The sequence below is a fragment of the Vogesella lacus genome (assembly GCF_979366295.1).
Map to the genome: position 1 here is coordinate 307,045 of NZ_CEETQT010000002.1, position 16,837 is coordinate 323,881.

A 16,837-nucleotide genomic window follows, 5' to 3' on the forward strand; every position below is an offset into this window, starting at 1 on the left:
CTTGCCACGCTGCACTATAGGCAATGCCACCTCCCGGCTGCGCTTGGCAAAACAAAAAGGGCAAACCTCGCGGTTTGCCCTTTTTTTGTCTGCTTTGCGGCCAAGGTTGGCCGCATTCACACGTTTACTTCTTGCGCTGCGGTGGCAGGTCGGTACACGTACCGTGTGCCACTTCGGCGGCCATGCCGATGGATTCGCCCATGGTCGGGTGCGGGTGGATGGTCTTGCCGATATCGGTTGCGTCGCAACCCATTTCGATCGCCAGACACACTTCGCCGATCATGTCGCCGGCGTGCGGGCCGACAATCGCGCCACCGATGATCTGGTGGGTTTCCGCATCGAACAAGAGCTTGGTGAAGCCTTCGTCACGACCGTTGGCGATCGCGCGGCCGGAAGCGGCCCACGGGAACACGCCCTTCTCGATCTTGCGGCCCTGCTTCTTGGCTTCTTCTTCGGTCACGCCAACCCATGCCACTTCCGGATCGGTGTAAGCCACGCCCGGAATCACGCGCGCGTCGAAGAAGGACTTCAGGCCGGCGCAGTTTTCTGCCGCCACATGGCCTTCGTGCACGCCTTTGTGCGCCAGCATAGGCTGGCCGACGATGTCGCCGATGGCAAAGATGTGCGGCACATTGGTGCGCTGCTGCTTGTCCACTTCGATGAAGCCGCGGTCGCTGACGATGATGCCGGCGTTTTCCGCGCCGATCAGCTTGCCGTTCGGCACACGGCCGGTGGCGTACAGCACCAGGTCGTAACGCTGTGGCTCTTTCGGCGCGCTGGCACCTTCGAAGGTCACGTAAATACCGTCTTCACGCGGCTCGACGCCGACGGTCTTGGTATTCAGCATGATGTTGTCGAAGCGGTGGGCGTTCCACTTTTGCCAAACCTTGACGAGGTCACGGTCCGGGCCTTGCATCAGGCCGTCCATCATCTCGACCACGTCGAGGCGTGCGCCCAGTGTGGAGTACACGGTGCCCATTTCCAGACCGATAATGCCGCCGCCGATCACCAGCATCTTGCCCGGTACGGACTTGAGCGCCAGTGCGCCGGTGGAATCCACCACGCGCGGATCGTCCGGAATGAACGGCAGCTTCATCACGCGGCTGCCCGCGGCGATGATGGCGTGCTTGAACTTCACCACGCGCTTGGCACCGCTCTCGTCGCGGCCAGTGCCTTCGGTCAGCTGTACCGAGATGTGGTGCGGGTCAACGAAGGTACCGTTACCGCGCACGATCTCGACCTTGCGTGCCTTGGCCATGCCGGCCAGACCACCGGTCAGCTTGGCGATGACTTTTTCCTTGTAACCGCGCAGCACGTCGATATCGACTTCCGGCTTGCCGAACTTGATGCCGTTGGCCGCCAGATGGGCGACTTCATCGATGACCGCCGCATTGTGCAGCAGAGCCTTGGACGGGATGCAGCCCACGTTCAGGCACACGCCACCCAGGGTGGAGTAACGCTCGACGATCACCACTTTCAGGCCGAGGTCAGCCGCGCGGAAAGCGGCCGAGTAACCAGCCGGGCCACCGCCCAGTACCATCACATCGCATTCGATGTCGGCACCACCCGCGTGAGTCGCGGCCTGTGGCGCGGCAACCGGTGCGGCTGCTGCTGCAACAGGCGCGGCTGCCGCTGCCGGAGCAGGGTTGGCCGCAGCGGCTGCGCCGGCGGCCTCGATCACCACGATCACGTCGCCTTCGGAGATCTTGCCGCCAACGGCGGTACGCAATTCTTTCACCACACCGGCGTGTTCAGCCGGTACTTCCATGGTGGCCTTGTCGGTTTCCAGCGTAATCAGGCTGTCGTCTTTGGCAACGGTGTCGCCCACTTTCACGAACACCTCGATCACGTCCACATTGTTGTGGCCACCGATGTCCGGGACTTTCAGTTCAATCAGATTGCTCATTTCAGGTTTCCTTGAGCTGAATTCTGCAACTGCCACGCCATGCGAGGCAAAACTCGTTCGGGAGCGTCAGGCATCGGCACCGGCACGATCTCCAGCACACTGGCACCCAGACGCCGGTAAAAGGCTTCCGCTGCCGGCTCGGCATACAGGCTCAACAGGCGGCAATCGCTGTCACGGGCGGCAGCCAGTGCCGCTTCCAGCAATTGCTGCCCCAGCCCCAGACGCTGGCTGCCGGGCAGAATGAACAGGTAGTCCAGTTCTGCCACCCCATCATCTGCCAGACTCATGCCGGCAAAGCCGTGACTGCGACCTGCTGCATCCACTGCTTTTCGCACCCAGTGCTGGCGGACATAGTCCGCCGACACCGTCAGTTCTTCGCTCCAGAGTGCCATCCAATCATCGCGGTAACCCACGCCCTGCTTGGCCACCAGACAGATGGCCGTCAGCAGGGGGGCGTCCGCCAGCGTGGCAGGCAGCAGCTGGAACGTCATGCGATTACAGGATCAGGCGACGTACATCGGACAACAGCTTGCCCAGATATACGGTGAAGCGCGCAGCGGCCGCGCCGTCGATCACGCGGTGATCGAAGGACAGCGACAGCGGGCACATCAGGCGCGGCGCGAACTCTTTGCCGTTCCATACCGGCTTGATCTGCGACTTGCACACGCCGAGGATGGCCACTTCCGGCGCATTCACGATAGGCGTGAAGCTGGTGCCGCCAATGCCGCCCAGAGACGAAATGGTGAAAGTCGCGCCCTGCATATCGGTAGGCTTGAGCTTGCCGTCACGCGCCAAGGCGGACAGTTCGGTCAGTTCCTTGGCGATCTGCTTGATGCCTTTCTGGTCGACGTTCTTGATCACCGGTACCACCAGGCCGTTCGGCGTGTCGGCAGCAAAGCCGATGTGGTAGTACTGCTTGAGCACCAGATTGTCGCCATCGAGCGAGCTGTTGAAAGTCGGGAAGGCTTTCAGCGCTTCGGCGGCGGCCTTGATGATGAAGGCCAGCGGGCTGATCTTCAGGCCGGACTTTTCCCACTCTTTGCCGATGGTCTTGCGGAAGTCTTCCAGCTCGGTGATGTCGCACTCGTCGTTGAACGTCACGTGCGGGATCATCACCCAGTTGCGCGACAGGTTCGCGCCGGACAGCTTCTGGATGCGGGTCAGCGGCTTGGTCTCGATCGGGCCGAACTTGGCGAAATCGACTTTCGGCCATGGCAAGAGATCCAGACCGCCACCGTTGCCGGCCGGTGCAGCAGCCGGGGCCAGTGCCGCCGGATTCTGCATGATGGCCTTCACGAAGCCCTTCACGTCGTCTTCGACGATACGGCCTTTGCGGCCGGAACCCTTGACCTTGCCCAGATCCACACCCAGTTCGCGCGCCAGACGGCGTACCGACGGGCCGGCGTGGGCTTTGGAGAAGGAGATTTCGTCGATGGCGGCAGCCACGGCAGCGGCGACCGGAGTTGGTGCCGGCGCGGCAACCGGTGCAGGAGCAGCAGCTGGTGCAGCAGCGACCGGAGCCGGTGCGGCAGCAGGCGCTGGCGCGGCAGCCACGTTGGCCGCAGCACCTTCCACGATAACGATCAAGTCGCCTTCGCTAGCCTTGTCGCCAACTTTCATGCTGACTTCAACCACGCGACCGGCAGCAGTCGCCGGCACTTCCATGGTCGCCTTGTCGGTTTCCAGCGTCACCAGGCTGTCGTCAATGGCGATCACGTCACCGACCTTGACCGACACCTCGATCACGTCAGCGCCCTTGTGGCCGCCGATGTCCGGAATACGGATTTCGCTGCGGCCAACGCTGGCCACAGCAGCCGGCGCGGCAACAGGAGCAGCAGCCACAGGCGCGGCAGCTACCGGAGCAGCCACGGCTGCAGCCGGTGCCGGCGCAGCGGCAGTTGCACCGACTTCGATGATGGCGATCACGTCGCCTTCGGAAATCTTGCCGCCCAGTACCGCGCGGACTTCTTTCACCACACCGGCCACTTCGGCCGGTACTTCCATGGTGGCCTTGTCGGTTTCCAGGGTGATCAGGCTGTCGTCAACGGCGACGGTCTGACCCGGCTGGATGAATACTTCGATGATGTCTACATTGTTGTGCCCACCGATATCGGGCACTTTCAGTTCGATCAGATTGCTCATGTCTCGCTATCCCCGGCGGGTGCCCGCAGGCCCCGCACGCAACAGTTCGTCAGCAAGGCTGCGGCCAACGTCGGACAACGTTGGCCGCAGTCGGCTTATACCTTCCAGCTTGGCAGCTTGTTCACGTTGATGCCGTACTTGGCGATCGCCTCGGCAACCTTGGCCGCATCGATCTTGCCTTCACGGGCCAGCGCGGACAGCGCGGCAACCGCAACGTAGTGACGGTTCACTTCGAAGAACTCGCGCAGCTTGGCGCGGCTGTCGGAACGGCCGAAACCGTCGGTACCCAGCACTACATAGCGGCCAGGCACGTATTCACGGATCTGGTCGGCGTAGTTGCGGATGTAGTCGGTGGCGGCAATCACCGGACCGGTGCGGCCGGACAGTTGCTGCTCGACATAGCTCTGGCGCTGTTCGCCAACCGGGTTCAGCAGGTTGTGACGCTCGGCTTCCATACCGTCGCGGCGCAGCTGGTTGAACGAGGTCACGCTCCAGACGTCGGAGGCGATGCCGAAGTCGTTGCGCAGCAGGTCAGCAGCAGCAATCACTTCGCGCAGGATGGTGCCGGAGCCCATCAGCTGTACCTTCACCGCCGCGTCGCCGCCGTCTTTCAGCAGGTACATACCCTTCAGGATGCCGTCTTCGGCACCTTGCGGCATGGCCGGGTGGTTGTAGTTCTCGTTCATCAGGGTGATGTAGTAGAACACGTCTTCCTGCTCGGCATACATGCGGCGCAGACCGTCCTGCATGATCACCGCCAGCTCGTAGGCGAAGGTCGGGTCGTAGCTGATGCAGTTCGGAATCAGGCCGGCCTGGATGTGGCTGTGGCCGTCTTCGTGCTGCAGGCCTTCACCGTTCAGGGTGGTACGGCCGGCAGTGCCGCCCAGCATGAAGCCGCGGGCGCGCATGTCGCCAGCTGCCCACGCGAGGTCGCCGATACGCTGGAAACCGAACATCGAGTAGTAGATGTAGAACGGAATCATCGGGATGCCGTGGTTGGCGTAGCTGGTCGCTGCCGCAATCCACGAAGACATCGCGCCCGGCTCGTTGATGCCTTCCTGCAGCATCTGGCCATCACGGGATTCCTTGTAGAACATCAGCTGGTCGTGATCCTGCGGTACGTAGTTCTGACCCTGGCTGGACCAGATACCGTACTGGCGGAACATGCCTTCCATACCGAAGGTACGGGACTCGTCCGGCACGATAGGTACGATCTGCTTGCCGATGTTCTTGTCTTTCAGCAGGATGCCCAGCTGACGCACGAAGGCCATGGTGGTCGAGAACTCGCGCTCGCCGGAATCGGCAAACTGGCTGTCGAACACGTGCAGGCCAGGTACGGCCAGCGGAGTTTTCACCGGCTTGCGGGCTGGCAGGTAGCCGCCCAGTTGGCCGCGACGCTCGCGCATATACTGCATTTCCGGGCTGTCTTCAGCCGGCTTGTAGTACGGCACGCTTTCCAGATCGGCATCGGAGATAGGGATGCCGAAGCGGTCACGGAATTTCTTCAGGTTTTCCAGCGCCATTTTCTTGGCCTGGTGGGCAACGTTCTGCGCTTCGCCACTGGAGCCCATGCCGTAACCCTTGATGGTCTTGGCCAGGATCACGGTCGGACGGCCGTTGGCGTTGTGAGTTGCCTCGTGGTAAGCCGCGTACACCTTGTGCGGGTCGTGGCCGCCACGGTTCAGGTTCCAGATTTCGTCGTCGGACATATTGGCAACCATCTCGCGCAGCTCCGGATACTTGCCGAAGAAGTGTTCGCGAACGTAAGCGCCGTCCTTGGACTTGAAGGTCTGGTAGTCGCCGTCAACACACTCGTCCATGCGCTTTTTCAGCAGGCCCTTGGTGTCCATTGCCAAGAGCGGGTCCCAACGGGAACCCCAGATCACTTTCAGTACGTTCCAGCCGGAACCGCGGAAGTCGCCTTCCAGTTCCTGGATGATCTTGCCGTTACCACGTACCGGGCCGTCCAGACGCTGCAGGTTGCAGTTGATCACGAACACCAGGTTATCGAGGCCTTCGCGCGCGGCCAGGGCGATCGCGCCCAGGGATTCCGGCTCGTCCATCTCGCCGTCGCCGCAGAAGCACCACACCTTGCGACCCGGCGTCTTGGCCAGGCCACGGCTTTCCAGGTACTTGAGGAAACGAGCCTGATAGATCGCCATCAACGGGCCCAGGCCCATCGATACGGTCGGGAACTGCCAGAAGTCTTCCATCAGCCACGGGTGCGGGTAGGAAGACAGGCCATTGCCGTCAACTTCCTGACGGAAGCTGTCCATCTGGGCTTCGGAGATACGGCCTTCGAGGAAGGCACGCGAGTACACGCCCGGGGCAATGTGGCCCTGGAAGTAAACCAGATCGCCTTCTTGATCGTCGTTATGAGCGCGCCAGAAATGGTTGAAGCCCACGTCGTACAGGGTAGCGGAAGACTGGAACGATGCGATGTGACCGCCCAGTTCGAGATCTTTCTTGCCGGCGCGCAGCACCATGGCCATCGCGTTCCAGCGGGTGATCGAGCGGATGCGGTGCTCCAGCTCGTGATTGCCGGGCGACTTGGCTTCTTTGCCAACCGGGATGGTGTTCTGATAAGCGGTAGTCGCTTCGAACGGCAGGTGGGCACCGCGACGGCGGGTGCGCTCTACCATTTTCTCCAGCAGGTAATGGGCACGCTCGGCACCATCAGAGTCCAGTACCGACTCCAGCGCCTCGGTCCATTCCTGTGTCTCAATCGGATCGATATCGTCAGGGTAGATTGCTGCCATCTCACATCCTCACTATTTATGGTTCTGTCACCCCACGGGTGACGACTGCTTACATGACAAAGCCGCCGGCTAGCGGCGGTTATGAACTGCGACGATTATAAGCGAACATTTCCGCAAATAAAATTTGCGAAAGTGAAAAGTTTCTTACACGGCACAGAGTGTAAAGCGTGATCTTTTCAGGTAGTAACCGGCAATTAGGGTTATCACTCAAAATGGCCGTTCAGGCCGACATATTGCGCCGCAACATGTTGTTTTTTTGCGATTTAGCCGACATCAGGCTGACAAGCCGGCAGCAGGAAAGTGCCCGCCGGCCTAGCGTTTGGCCTGTTTGAGCACAGTATCGATTTCGCGCAAGCGAGCTTCGATACTCGAACGTGTATAGAAATCGTCACCACGCGCACGACTGGCGAGCTGGTATTGCAGGCGAGCCGCCTCGTATTGCTGCTCGAAATAAAAGGCATGTCCCAGCGCCGCGTGATAGCGCAGACCATCCTTATCACCATAGCTGCGTGCGGCCAGACGCCAAAGCTGCGGATCTTCCTTGTTGCGGCGCAGGGCCTGTTCGATCAGCCCGGCCGCCTCTGCCGACTGCCCGCCCTGCAATAAGGCATCGACCTGCGACAGCCACAGGGAGCGGCTGGACGGGTATTGCTGCAGGCCTAGCCGGTATTCACGCAAAGCCTCGTTGAGACGACTCTCGGCGCGATAGATATCACCCGACAGCTGATAAAGCGCCGGATGAGTACCAGCCTTCTGCGCTTCCTGCAAAGCCTTGCGTGCCTCGGCCGGCTGGTTCAGCGCCAGCAGGCTGCGGGCGAGGCCATACTGGCTGGCCGCCACATCAAGATAACGGCCACTGGACAGCGCCGCACGATAGAACTGCTCGGCCGCCGGCGCACCCAGCGTCTCCAGCCGCAGCTTTTCACGCATATAAAGGAAGTCGCGGCTGTCAGCCACCATGCGCAGCGGATAGCTTTGCGCCAGCTGCTGCGCCTCGGCGATACGTTCGGTATTCAGCGGGTGGGTGCGCAGAAAGCCCCAGGCATTGTTGTCATTGAAGCGGTTCACACCTTGCAGGCGCTGGAAAAACTGCGCCGAGGCACGCGGATCAAAACCGGCAGCGGCCAGATACTGCATGCCCAGACGGTCTGCCTCGCGTTCAAAATCCCGCGAATACGACAGCTGCTGGCTGGCGGCGAGGCCAACCCCGGCATTCACCACGCCGGCGGTCAGGTCGCCATTGTCGCTGCGCGAAGCGAGAATGCCGGCCAGCACCGCGGCCAACACCAGCAGCTGGCGATTGCCCTGCCCTTCCTGCATACGGGCAAGGTGGCGCTGGGTAACGTGGGCAATCTCGTGGCCAAGCACGGCGGCCAACTCGCTCTCGCTCTGGGCCGTCAGCAACAGGCCGCTGTGCACGCCGATCACGCCGCCGGGCAAGGCAAAGGCATTCACCGATTTGTCGCGCACGGCAAAGAAGTAGAAATCAAGATCGCGTACCTGGGCGGCGCTGACCAGCCGCGCACCAATGCTGGCGAGGTAGGCATTCACCTCGGCATCATCAATCACGCTGCCTTCGTCACGCAGCGAGCGCAGGATGTCGCGGCCGATGCGTTTTTCTTCAGCCTGCGGCAAGGCCGATTCGGCCACGGTGCCGAGGCTGGGCAGATTGACATGGGCCTGCAACGGCATGGCGCAAGCGAGGCCGAGGCAGAGCGAGATCACGGTACGGGAGGCGTGCAGTTTCATGCCCTGATAATAATGCCTTTAGTTGCCGGCCGGCCAAGGCTTAAGAGTTGCTAACAAAAGCCGGCCGCCCCCAAGGTTGGCCGCAAGCGGCCTCAGATCTGGAAATCATGCACATCGCACAGCTGGCTGATGGCCAGATGGGTAGACAGATATAGCCGCCCGTCAAAGCGGCGGGCAAGGCCGGCGCGTTTGCAGACATCCAGCACCGGGCCTTTGACTTCGGCCAGATGCAGTGTCAGGCCGCGCTCGCGCAGGGTGTCGTCCAGCCGCCCCAGCATGTCGAGCGCCGTCATGTCGAGGCGGTTGACCGCACTCATCACCAGCAGCAAATGCGCCCTGCCTTGGGCGGCTGCGGCCAGCGCCAGCACCGAGTCGTGCACATGACGGGCGTTGCCGAAAAACAGGCTTTCATCGACACGCAGCAACAGCACGCCGGGCAGCGGTTCGGTGTGATAACGGGTGACATTGCGGTAGTGCTCGGTGCCCGGCACGCGCCCGAGCACGGCGATATGCGGCCGGCTGCTCTTCATCAGCCACACCGACAGCGAAATCACCACGCCGGCGACAATACCCGAGTCCACGCCCAGCGCCAGCACCACCACAAAGGTAACGGCAAAGGCTGCGGCATCGGCGCGTTCGGTCTGCCACGCCGCGCGCAAGGCGGCAAAGTTCACCATTGGCCCGACCGAGGCGATGATGGTGGCCGCCAGCACGGTCAGCGGCAGCGCCGCCAGCACACCGGCCGCCTGCCACAGCAGCAGTGTCATCAGCGCGGCGGTAATCAGCGAGGCGAGCTGAGTGTGAGCGCCGGCATCGGCATTGACGATAGAACGCGTCAGCCCGCCGGTAACCGGAAAGCCGCCGGCCACGCCGGCACCGATATTGCACAGGCCCAGCGCCACCAGCTCGCGGTCAGGGTCTACCTGCTCGCGCCGCGGTGCGGCCAACATCTGCGCCACCGACAGGCTCTGTACATAGTTGATCAGCGCGATGAAGAAGGCAGGCATCACCAGCGGGGCCAGCCCGCTGGACGGCAGGGGCCAGATTGCCAGCGCCGGCAAGCCGCCCGGAATCCGGCCGACCACCGGCAGCGCCTGTTGCCAGCCGGCCAGACTCACCAGCAACAGCGAGCCGATGACCACCAGCATAGGTGCGGTGCGCGCCACGGTACGCACCAGCGCCTCGCCCAGCCCCAGCGCCTGCAAGGCACGCGCCAGATAACGGCGCGCCAGCAACAGCAACAGCAAGGCCGTCACACCCAGCTGCAGGGCAAAAAGGTTGGCCGCAGCCAGATGTGACCACATGCCGTGCAGGATATCGGGCAGGCTGGCACCGCCGGCGCGAAAACCCGCCAGTGGTGCCAGCTGCGACACCACGATCAGCAAGGCCGAGGCCGCGGTAAAACCGGCCAGCACCGGCTGCGACAGCGCGTCCGCCAGAAAGCCCAGTCTCAGCAGACCGAACAGCAGCAACATGCCGCCAGACAGCAAGGCCAGCCAGATGGCGGCCAACAGGTAATCGGGGCTGCCGCTAGCCGCCAGCTTGCCCAGCGTCGCCGCCACCAGCAGCGAAGTCACCGCCATCGGCCCGACCGACTGCGCATGGCTGCGCCCGACCATGGCGTACAGCAGCAAAGGAAAAAGGCTGGCGTACAAGCCGGCTTCCGGCGGCAAGCCGGCAACCAGCGCATACGCCAGCCCTTGCGGTACCAGCAGCAGTGTCACCACCACCCCGGCCGAGAGATCCCCGGCCAGATAGTCGCGGCGATACGTCTGCAACCAGGCCGGCAGCAGCCTGATCATGAAACGAGCTTGTCGAGTGGGCGATAGATGATCATGCCGGCCAGCATCGCCGCCACAAAGATCACCGCATCAATCTGCAAGGCACCCAGCAAGACCAGCGCCGGGCCCGGGCAAATGCCGGCCAGGCCCCAGCCCGCGCCGAACAGCACGCTGCCGATGATCAGCCGCGGCGTCAGCGCCGTCTTGCCCGGCAGGTGGATGGGCGCACCGGACCACGAGTGGACATGGGCGGCGCTGCGCTTTTCGGCCAGCCGGAACACCGGCAGGCCGACGCCGATGGCACCGGCCATCACCAGCGCCAGCGCCGGATCCCAGTTACCGGCCAGATCAAGGAAACCCAGCACTTTCTGCGGGTTACCCATACCGGACAGCAACAGGCCGACACCGAACAGCAGGCCGATCAGAAAGGCCTGAACAGGGGCAGGAATGGCGTTCATGATTTTCTCCCTGTTCAGGCCAGCAAGTGGCGCAAGGCATACACGGTGACAAAACCGGCAGCCATGAAGGACAAGGTTGCTGCCAGCGAGCGCGGCGACAGCCGCGACAAGCCACAGACACCGTGCCCGCTGGTACAGCCGGAGGCAAAGCGGGTGCCGATGCCGACCAGCAGACCCGCCACGATCAAGAGCGGCCCCGAGGCCTGAAACACCATCGCCGGCAGACTGCCCTTGAGCAGCCACCACGCCAGCGGTGCCAGCAGCAGGCCAGCGATAAAGCCCAAACGTATCCCCTTGTCGGCGGCACCATCGAGCAGACCGCCGATGATGCCGCTAATGCCGGCAATACGTCCCAGTCCCAGCACCATCCAGGCTGCGGCCAACCCTATCAGTACCCCGCCGGCCAGTGCAGCCAGTAATGCCTGCGGCTCCCAGATTATCGTCATGCATATTCCTTATGGCCGGCAACCCTCAGGCTGCGGCGCTATCTGCCAGTTCCTCTTCCAGTGCCCGCGCCTTGTGCTCGGGACAATACAGGCTGTGCAGGGTCGCCAGGATGGCCAAGGCTTCCTGACTGGCTACGCTGTAATAGATCCACTTGCCTTCACGGCGGGTTTGCACCAGTTCTTCATTACGCAAAACCCCCAGCTGCTGGGACAAGGTAGGCTGACGAATGCCGGTCAGGCGTTCCAGTTCGGAGACGGCTTTTTCGCCATCTACCATCTGGCACAGCAACAACAGACGGTCTTCATTAGCCAGGCTCTTCAGCAGGCTGGATGCTTTGGCTGCATTGTTATGTAAGACGGTCAAATCCATGTTAATTCCTCCAGTATGACTTTCTTATCATGCAGTCTTGCCATATTATATTAACTAATATAATGTAAGGCAATAGATTAACTGCACTATAGTGCTTTGTTATGAGGATTCAATGATGATCCCCTTTATTCATGCTTCTTTCGATCCTGCTACCTGGACGGTCTCTTATATTGTTTATGACCGGCCCGGCGGTACGGCTGCCATCATCGATCCGGTACTGGATTACGACCCGAAGTCGGGGCGCACCAGCACCATTTCAGCCGACAAGCTGATCCGTTTCGTACAGGAGCAGAAATTGACAGTGGCGTGGATTATAGAAACGCACGCGCATGCTGACCATATCTCTGCAGCAGCTTTTTTAAGGCAACAAATCGGCGGAAAAGTTGCCATCGGTCGCAAGATCAATAAAGTTCAGCAAGTTTTTAAAGGCATCTTCAACCTGGAACAAACGTTTGCCACCGATGGTCGCCAGTTCGACTACCTGTTTGACGACCAGGAAAGCTTCCGTATCGGCGAGCTGACCGCGACCGCCATCGACGTTCCCGGCCACACCCCGGCCGACATGGCCTATCACATCGGCGACGCCGTTTTCGTCGGCGACACCCTGTTCATGCCCGATGTCGGCACGGCCCGTTGCGACTTCCCCGGTGGCGATGCCGCCACCCTGTATCGCTCGGTACGCAAACTGCTAAGCCTGCCGGACGATACCCGTCTGTTCATGTGTCACGACTACCCGCCAGCCGGCCGCGAACCAGCGTGGCAGAGCAGTGTGGCCGAGCAGCGCCAGCACAATATCCACATCCACGACGGCATCAGCGAACAGGACTTTGTCGCCCTGCGCGAGGCACGTGATGCCACGCTGGCGATGCCGGTACTGATCCTGCCGTCGATTCAGCTGAACATTCGTGCCGGCCAGTTTCCCGAAGCGGAAAACAATGGCACCGCCTATTTGAAGATTCCGCTTAACCTGCTGTAAGCTGCATTGATCGTGAAGACAACTGCAGACAAAAAGCCTGAAGATGAAGTCACCCTCGCTACCTTCTGCCCCCGCCCAAGTACTGAATGCCCGGGGGCAGCCAGCTTTTGGCACCTATCGCGGCCAACTTAGAGACCTTGATTGGCGCAGGGTCAAAGCACCTTTTGTCCAGCAATGTGCAAAACAGTTCCATCACAAGCGTTGGCAGTATGCCGGCATAGCTGGCGAGCATTTTTTCATCGGTGTGGCAATTATCGATACCGGCTGGTGCGGCAGTGCTTTTGCCTACTTTTTTGACCGCCGCCTGGGCACCGAAACTGCGGCATTCAGCAAGATCGGCCTGCCCTGCCTGTCTACCCGTATCGCCGACCGCTGCTTCGGTGATGCCACCTTTCGCAGCGCGGGCGACTGCATCGCCTTTCGCCGCGCCGAAAACCGGCTGGAACTCACCGTCAACACGCCACAGCTGAGCCTCGCCTGCCATCTGTCCCTGCCGGCCGAAGACAGCGTGCTGTGCGCGATTGCGCCGGCCAACTGGCTGGCACACAGCACCCACAAAAGCAGCGCCTTGCGCGTCAGCGGTTATGCCGATGCCGGTGATGAACGCGTGTCGCTGGATGGCGCGCACGCCAGCCTTGATGCCTCGAATGGCCTGCTGGCGCGGGAAACCAGCTGGCGCTGGGCGAGCGCCCACAGTCCGCAGATCGGCTTCAATCTGCAGCAGGGCTATATGGGGGATGCGGAAAACGCGATCTGGATTGCCGGCGAGCCCTTGCGCGTGGGTGCGGCCAACATCAGCTTTGATGCGACCAAGCCGATGGCACCGTGGCAGATCAGCACCATCGATGGCCTCGTCGAACTGCAATTCCACCCCGAAGGCATCCGCCGCGACGACAAGGATTTATGGTTGGCCGCCAGCCGCTACCAGCAGCCGGTCGGCGTGTTTGACGGCTTCATCATCGACCCGCGCAGCCGTATCCGCCATGAAGTCACCGCACTGGCCGGTGTGACCGAAGATCACTATTCGCGCTGGTAAGCCCCGGCCGCCGGCGCAGGCGGCCAGATCACTCAGAGAGAAGCGCCCGAACGCGAGGCCTGGTCGTACATGCCGGCCAGCATGCGCATCAGCTTGGCGGTGTGGCCGATTTCCTCATTACTGATGCCACTCTCCTGCAGCATGCTGATCAGGCACTGCTCGCGCACTTCGCGATAGCGCTCGCACAGTGCCTCGCCTTCGGCCGTGGTGCCGAACAGCACTTCCTTGCCCTCTTTGCGGCTCTGCACATAGCCCAGGCGCACCAGCTTTTTCAGCGCATACGACACCACATGGGTGTCTTCGATATTCAGCACGAAGCAGATATCGGCGAGCTTTTTCTCGCGGCCGCGATGATTGACATGGTGTACCAGCGACACCTCCATCGCCGTCAGGCCTTTTTCGCCGGCCGCCGCCATGCAGCGCATCATCCAGCGATTGAAAGCGTGATTGGCCACCATCAGGCCGAATTCGAACTCGGACAACTCGGCGCTGTGCTCGGAAACCAGATGGGAAGACGAAACGATATTCAACTTGTTGTTCATGCCCGCTAAAACCGTCGCTATCGAATGGCCAGCCAGTATAGCAGCATAAATACCACAAGCCTGCGCCACACATCCCGCCACAAAAAACACTGTCAGAACAGACACCTGGCCGCCTGCTCGCCAGACACACAGCAAAAATGCTTCGCCGCAACAATCACAATATAAATACAAATTGTCGATATTTTGTTGACGTAACATCGTCGTCATTTTTAGTCTAGCTCGCAGACTAGCCCGATTATTTGCCACGATGGAGCCCGCCTTGTCCGCTGTCCCGGTTCGCTGTTATCTCTGCGGCGAGAATGCTGCCGTACTGCACGCCCCGCCTCCGGCCGAGCTGGCCACCCAGCGCCGTATCTGGTGGCTGGCCGCCAGCCTGCGCGAGCAAGGCCTCTGGCGCGACATCGTGCCCGGCATGAACAATCTCACCGTGTATTTCGACCCGCTGACGCAAGATGGCGAGGCCGTGCTTGCGCGCCTGCATGATGGCTGGCAAGCCGCCGGCAGCGCCGAGCTCACGCCGCGACTGGTCGAGATTCCCGTGCATTACGGCGGTGAACACGGGCCGGATCTGGCCGAAGTCGCCCGCCACTGCCGGCTCGGCGAACAGGACGTGATCGCGCAACACACCGCGGCCAACTATGTGGTGTTTTTTCTCGGCTTCCAGCCCGGCTTTGCCTATATGGGCGGTCTGCCAGCGTCACTCGCTACGCCACGCCGTGCCGAACCGCGGTTGGCGGTGCCGGCCGGCAGCGTCGGCATCGGCGGCAGCCAGACCGGCATCTATCCGGCCGTCAGCCCCGGCGGCTGGCAGCTGATCGGCCACACCAGCCTGACGCTGTTCGACGCCAAACGCGAGCAGCCATCGTTGCTGTTGCCCGGCGACAGCGTGCGTTTTTGCGTCGCGGAGGGCAGCCATGCTTGAAATCATCAAGGCCGGCGTGCAAAGCACGGTGCAGGACGGCGGCCGCCACGGTTTGCGTCATCTGGGCATCGCCCAGAGCGGCGCGCTCGACCTGCCGGCCATGCAGCGTGCCAATCTGCTGCTGGGCAATGAACTTGACGCGGCGGTGATCGAAATCGTCGCCGGCCCGGTCGAGATCCGCTTTGGTCGCGATGGCCATCTGGCGCTGAGCGGTGCCGACTTCTCTGCCACGCTGGATGGCGAGCCGCTGTGGAGCGGCTGGCGTTATCCCTGTCGTCGCGGCCAACGTTTGCGCCTGACTGGCGCCCGTCACGGCATGCGCGCCTATCTGGCCGTCGATGGCGGCATCGCGGTAGAGGCGGTACTTGGCGCGCGCGCCACCGATCTGAAAGCCGGCTTTGGCGGCCATCAGGGTCGCGCACTGCAGGCCGGCGACAGCCTGCCGCAAGGCGAGGCGCTCAAGGTTGGCCGCAAGCTCGGCGTCAGCCAGCCGGACTGGCATGGCGTCATCCGCGCCTTGCCGGGGCCGGAGTACAGCGAATTTTCGGCCGAAGCCCGCGCCGCCTTCTGGCAGACGCCATGGACGGTGAGCAGCCAGAGCAACCGCATCGGCTACCGCCTGCAAGGCCAGCCCCTGCTGCGCGAGCACGGCAGCGATTTGCTGTCGCACGCGGTACAGCCCGGCATCGTGCAGGTACCGCCCGGCGGCCAACCCATCGTGCTGCTGGCCGACGCGCAGACCACCGGCGGCTATCCGCGCATCGCAAGCGTGATTGCCGCCGACCTGTGGCGGTTGGCACAGGCCCGCCCCGGCAGCCAGCTGAGCTTTGTCGAATGTGACCACGCCAGCGCCCGCCTTGCCCTGCAACAGCAGACGCGCGAACTGCAACAACTGCAATGGACCCTCGCCCATGATGATTGATCTGAATGCCGACCTCGGCGAAGGCTGCGGCGACGATGCCGCGATTCTGGACTGTGTGAGCTCGGCCAATATTGCCTGTGGCTGGCATGCCGGCGATGCGCAGATGATGCTCACGGCGGTACGCGCCGCCATCGCGCGCGGCGTCGCCATCGGCGCGCATCCGAGCTTTCCCGACCGCGCCAATTTCGGCCGCACGGCGATGCAGCGTCATCCCGAGGATGTCTACGGCGACATGCTGTACCAGCTCGGCGCGCTGGCGGCCATCGTCAAGGCCGAAGGCGGCCGGCTGCGCCACGTCAAACCGCACGGCGCGCTGTACAACCAGGCGGCGCGCGACGCACAACTCGCCGACGCGATTGCGCGTGCGGTGTACGACTTCGACCCCGGCTTGCGGCTGATGGGCCTGTTCGGCAGCCAGCTATGCCACAGCGCCCGTGCACTGGGGCTGGCCGTCATCGAAGAAGTGTTTGCCGACCGCGCCTATCTGGCCGACGGCAGCCTCGCGCCGCGTGGCAGCCCTGGCGCGGTGATCGAAGACGCCGGCCAGGCACTGGCACAAACGCTGCAGATGATCAGCCAGCAGTGCGTCAGCGCCGTCGATGGCAGCCTCGTCACCCTCAGGGCCGACAGCGTCTGCCTGCATGGCGACGGCAAGCACGCGCTGGATTTTGCGCGGCTGCTGCGCCAGCAACTCGAACAACAAGGCATCGCCATCCGTCCGGCCGCCTGAGCAGCCACCCCATCTTGCCGTCGGCTCATAACAAAAACCCGGCCTGACGGCTGACTCATCCGCCTGCCGGCGCTGCCGGCGGCGCTACCGCGTTTTAC

The 16,837-nt window shown here is 62.4% G+C and carries 15 protein-coding genes; 5 read left to right on the forward strand and 10 right to left on the reverse strand.

Features of this window, described 5'->3' with window-relative positions:
* Positions 1 to 124 precede the first annotated feature (124 nt).
* The 9 genes from lpdA to ACZ9W6_RS03765 all read right to left on the reverse strand — a co-directional run bounded on the left by lpdA (position 125) and on the right by ACZ9W6_RS03765 (position 11,611).
* Positions 125 to 1,906 (reverse strand): dihydrolipoyl dehydrogenase, encoded by a 1,782-nt coding sequence (lpdA, locus tag ACZ9W6_RS03725; protein ID WP_465189737.1) that lies wholly within the window; start codon positions 1,904 to 1,906, stop codon positions 125 to 127.
* The gene (locus tag ACZ9W6_RS03730; protein WP_465189738.1) at positions 1,903 to 2,397 is read right to left on the reverse strand and encodes a GNAT family N-acetyltransferase; all 495 of its coding nucleotides are present in this window, start codon (positions 2,395 to 2,397) and stop codon (positions 1,903 to 1,905) included. Before ACZ9W6_RS03730 ends, lpdA begins: the two co-directional genes overlap by 4 nt.
* Before the next feature lie 4 nt (positions 2,398 to 2,401).
* Positions 2,402 to 4,048, reverse strand: a complete 1,647-nt coding sequence (gene aceF / locus ACZ9W6_RS03735; protein ID WP_465189739.1) for a dihydrolipoyllysine-residue acetyltransferase — start codon at positions 4,046 to 4,048, stop codon at positions 2,402 to 2,404.
* A 95-nt stretch (positions 4,049 to 4,143) separates the two neighbouring features.
* Positions 4,144 to 6,807, reverse strand: a complete 2,664-nt coding sequence (gene aceE, locus ACZ9W6_RS03740) for a pyruvate dehydrogenase (acetyl-transferring), homodimeric type (protein WP_465189740.1) — start codon at positions 6,805 to 6,807, stop codon at positions 4,144 to 4,146.
* 312 nt (positions 6,808 to 7,119) lie between these two features.
* The gene (locus ACZ9W6_RS03745) at positions 7,120 to 8,556 is read right to left on the reverse strand and encodes a M48 family metallopeptidase (protein WP_465189741.1); all 1,437 of its coding nucleotides are present in this window, start codon (positions 8,554 to 8,556) and stop codon (positions 7,120 to 7,122) included.
* Positions 8,557 to 8,648: 92 nt separating this feature from the next.
* Positions 8,649 to 10,358, reverse strand: coding sequence for a SulP family inorganic anion transporter (locus ACZ9W6_RS03750; protein WP_465189742.1), 1,710 nt, complete (start codon positions 10,356 to 10,358; stop codon positions 8,649 to 8,651).
* The gene (locus ACZ9W6_RS03755; RefSeq protein WP_465189743.1) at positions 10,355 to 10,795 is read right to left on the reverse strand and encodes a DUF6691 family protein; all 441 of its coding nucleotides are present in this window, start codon (positions 10,793 to 10,795) and stop codon (positions 10,355 to 10,357) included. The genes ACZ9W6_RS03750 and ACZ9W6_RS03755 overlap by 4 nt, the downstream gene beginning before the upstream one ends.
* 14 nt (positions 10,796 to 10,809) lie before the next feature.
* Positions 10,810 to 11,241 (reverse strand): YeeE/YedE family protein, encoded by a 432-nt coding sequence (locus ACZ9W6_RS03760; protein WP_465189744.1) that lies wholly within the window; start codon positions 11,239 to 11,241, stop codon positions 10,810 to 10,812.
* A 25-nt stretch (positions 11,242 to 11,266) separates the two neighbouring features.
* Positions 11,267 to 11,611: an ArsR/SmtB family transcription factor gene (locus ACZ9W6_RS03765; RefSeq protein ID WP_465189745.1), complete on the reverse strand. Its 345-nt coding sequence runs from the start codon at positions 11,609 to 11,611 to the stop codon at positions 11,267 to 11,269.
* Positions 11,612 to 11,723: 112 nt separating this feature from the next.
* On the opposite strand from ACZ9W6_RS03765, the gene ACZ9W6_RS03770 reads away from it, so the two are divergent.
* Entirely contained in the window at positions 11,724 to 12,587 is an 864-nt protein-coding gene (locus ACZ9W6_RS03770; RefSeq protein ID WP_465189746.1) for an MBL fold metallo-hydrolase, read from the forward strand.
* Between the two features lie 43 nt (positions 12,588 to 12,630).
* Entirely contained in the window at positions 12,631 to 13,623 is a 993-nt protein-coding gene (locus ACZ9W6_RS03775; RefSeq protein WP_465189747.1) for a DUF2804 domain-containing protein, read from the forward strand.
* 32 nt (positions 13,624 to 13,655) lie between these two features.
* On the opposite strand, the gene ACZ9W6_RS03780 is transcribed toward ACZ9W6_RS03775, so the two are convergent.
* Complete coding sequence (locus ACZ9W6_RS03780) at positions 13,656 to 14,165, reverse strand: winged helix DNA-binding protein (protein ID WP_465189748.1); 510 nt, start codon at positions 14,163 to 14,165, stop codon at positions 13,656 to 13,658.
* 247 nt (positions 14,166 to 14,412) lie between these two features.
* On the opposite strand from ACZ9W6_RS03780, the gene pxpB reads away from it, so the two are divergent.
* From pxpB to pxpA, 3 genes are read left to right on the forward strand one after another with little or no spacing between them, the layout of a single operon-like run.
* A complete protein-coding gene (pxpB, locus tag ACZ9W6_RS03785; protein ID WP_465189749.1) occupies positions 14,413 to 15,087 on the forward strand; it encodes a 5-oxoprolinase subunit PxpB in 675 nt (224 codons plus the stop codon).
* The gene (locus ACZ9W6_RS03790; RefSeq protein ID WP_465189750.1) at positions 15,080 to 16,009 is read left to right on the forward strand and encodes a 5-oxoprolinase subunit C family protein; all 930 of its coding nucleotides are present in this window, start codon (positions 15,080 to 15,082) and stop codon (positions 16,007 to 16,009) included. The genes pxpB and ACZ9W6_RS03790 overlap by 8 nt, the downstream gene beginning before the upstream one ends.
* Positions 15,999 to 16,739: a 5-oxoprolinase subunit PxpA gene (gene pxpA, locus ACZ9W6_RS03795; RefSeq protein ID WP_465189751.1), complete on the forward strand. Its 741-nt coding sequence runs from the start codon at positions 15,999 to 16,001 to the stop codon at positions 16,737 to 16,739. Before ACZ9W6_RS03790 ends, pxpA begins: the two co-directional genes overlap by 11 nt.
* Positions 16,740 to 16,837: the final 98 nt, after the last annotated feature.

Coding starts and splice junctions, on each gene's coding strand:
- lpdA (WP_465189737.1), bottom strand. CDS start 1,906: ATGAGCAATCTGATTGAACTGAAAGTCCCGGACATCGGTGGCCACAAC.
- ACZ9W6_RS03730 (WP_465189738.1), bottom strand. CDS start 2,397: ATGACGTTCCAGCTGCTGCCTGCCACGCTGGCGGACGCCCCCCTGCTG.
- aceF (WP_465189739.1), bottom strand. CDS start 4,048: ATGAGCAATCTGATCGAACTGAAAGTGCCCGATATCGGTGGGCACAAC.
- aceE (WP_465189740.1), bottom strand. CDS start 6,807: ATGGCAGCAATCTACCCTGACGATATCGATCCGATTGAGACACAGGAA.
- ACZ9W6_RS03745 (WP_465189741.1), bottom strand. CDS start 8,556: ATGAAACTGCACGCCTCCCGTACCGTGATCTCGCTCTGCCTCGGCCTC.
- ACZ9W6_RS03750 (WP_465189742.1), bottom strand. CDS start 10,358: ATGATCAGGCTGCTGCCGGCCTGGTTGCAGACGTATCGCCGCGACTAT.
- ACZ9W6_RS03755 (WP_465189743.1), bottom strand. CDS start 10,795: ATGAACGCCATTCCTGCCCCTGTTCAGGCCTTTCTGATCGGCCTGCTG.
- ACZ9W6_RS03760 (WP_465189744.1), bottom strand. CDS start 11,241: ATGACGATAATCTGGGAGCCGCAGGCATTACTGGCTGCACTGGCCGGC.
- ACZ9W6_RS03765 (WP_465189745.1), bottom strand. CDS start 11,611: ATGGATTTGACCGTCTTACATAACAATGCAGCCAAAGCATCCAGCCTG.
- ACZ9W6_RS03770 (WP_465189746.1), top strand. CDS start 11,724: ATGATGATCCCCTTTATTCATGCTTCTTTCGATCCTGCTACCTGGACG.
- ACZ9W6_RS03775 (WP_465189747.1), top strand. CDS start 12,631: ATGAAGTCACCCTCGCTACCTTCTGCCCCCGCCCAAGTACTGAATGCC.
- ACZ9W6_RS03780 (WP_465189748.1), bottom strand. CDS start 14,165: ATGAACAACAAGTTGAATATCGTTTCGTCTTCCCATCTGGTTTCCGAG.
- pxpB (WP_465189749.1), top strand. CDS start 14,413: ATGGAGCCCGCCTTGTCCGCTGTCCCGGTTCGCTGTTATCTCTGCGGC.
- ACZ9W6_RS03790 (WP_465189750.1), top strand. CDS start 15,080: ATGCTTGAAATCATCAAGGCCGGCGTGCAAAGCACGGTGCAGGACGGC.
- pxpA (WP_465189751.1), top strand. CDS start 15,999: ATGATGATTGATCTGAATGCCGACCTCGGCGAAGGCTGCGGCGACGAT.